This window comes from Cellulophaga sp. F20128, from assembly GCF_023015805.1.
GTDB lineage: Bacteria > Bacteroidota > Bacteroidia > Flavobacteriales > Flavobacteriaceae > Cellulophaga.
On the sequence record NZ_JALKBA010000052.1, the window covers coordinates 1 to 1,325 of the forward strand.

Below are 1,325 nucleotides of genomic sequence, written 5' to 3' on the forward strand. Positions count from 1 at the left end.
AAATAGAAGGGATAGCGAGTTTTCGGCTAGATACGCTTGTAGTGATATCGTTTCATAGAAATTCCACCCTTCTATAATTTTCTTAGAATCTGAACAGTACCTAGATCCTACTTTTAGAGATCGAATCAAACGCGAGCAAAGGTGATAAAGAGAATTATAGTTTATAAAAATGATGGTATGGAAAAGATATTAAAACAATGCTTAGGCATCGATGTTTCAAAACTAAATCTATCCTTGTCTTTAGGTTATCTAACGGATAAGTTAGTAAAGGAATTTATGATTCATAGTGATGTTTCTAATGATTTGTCTGGATATAAAGAGTTGTTAAAATGGCTAAATAAATCTGTTGATGATAGTGTAAATTTATTAGTTGTAGTAGAAGCTACAGGAGTTTATCATCAAGGGATTGCACATTATTTATATGTGCAAGGTTATTCTGTGTGTGTTATGCAATCAGGTCGTGTTAAGCGTTATGCACAGAGTTTAGATCAGCGTTCAAAGACAGATGCATTAGATAGTAAAATGTTAAGTATGTTGGGCTTGGAGCGAGAGCTACGCCTTTGGCATCCACCTAGCGAAGAACTCCAAGAGTTGAAGATGTTAAGTCGAGAGCGTAGTTCTTTGTTAAAAGATAAGACAGTTGAAACCAATAGGCAGAGTGCTATTGTTTCAGGCGTTTATATTGATAAAAGAGCGGTAAAGAGACATCAGCAACGATTGAAATTATTAAATACTCAAATAGTTTCGATAGAAGAAGAGATGCGAGAATTGATATCAGATAATGAAGTTTTAAAAATGAAGTTCAGTTTTCTAGAGAGCATTCCAGGTATTTCATTTATATCGGTAGCCACAATTATTGGAGAGACTTTAGGATTTGAATCGATAGTAAATGGGAAACAATTGACAAGTTATGCGGGTTATGATGTGGTATTGCGAGAGTCTGGTAATTTTAAAGGGAAGACTCGAATTAGTAAAAAGGGAAATAGCCATATTCGAGCGGCATTACACATGCCCTCGATGACCTGTGTCCGTTGTAATCCCACATTGAAACAATTCTACGTTAGATTAAAGCCAAAGAAAGCAAAGCCCTTGGTTGCTTTAATAGCAGTTCAGCGGAAGTTGTTAATCCTTATGTTTACATTATGGAAGAATGAAGAGATTTATGATGCCGATTTTGAGAAAAAAAAGCAGCAAGAGCATAAAACCCTTGCTGCGCAGGATAACAAATTGTTAAATCAATTTGTTTCCTAAAATTTTAAAGAAAAAGCTTGTTTTTTGACACAGTACCTATGATTTCGGTCTGGGAAATCCGTTAGGATTTTTCA

General features: G+C 35.0%; 1 protein-coding gene. It reads left to right on the top strand.

Going from position 1 to position 1,325, the window contains the following annotated elements:
• Nucleotides 1-177 precede the first annotated feature (177 nt).
• A complete protein-coding gene (locus MWU65_RS17425) occupies nt 178-1,251 on the top strand; it encodes an IS110 family transposase (RefSeq protein ID WP_247079956.1) in 1,074 nt (357 codons plus the stop codon).
• The last annotated feature ends 74 nt before the right edge of the window (nt 1,252-1,325 follow it).

Coding starts and splice junctions, on each gene's coding strand:
- MWU65_RS17425 (WP_247079956.1), top strand. CDS start 178: ATGGAAAAGATATTAAAACAATGCTTAGGCATCGATGTTTCAAAACTA.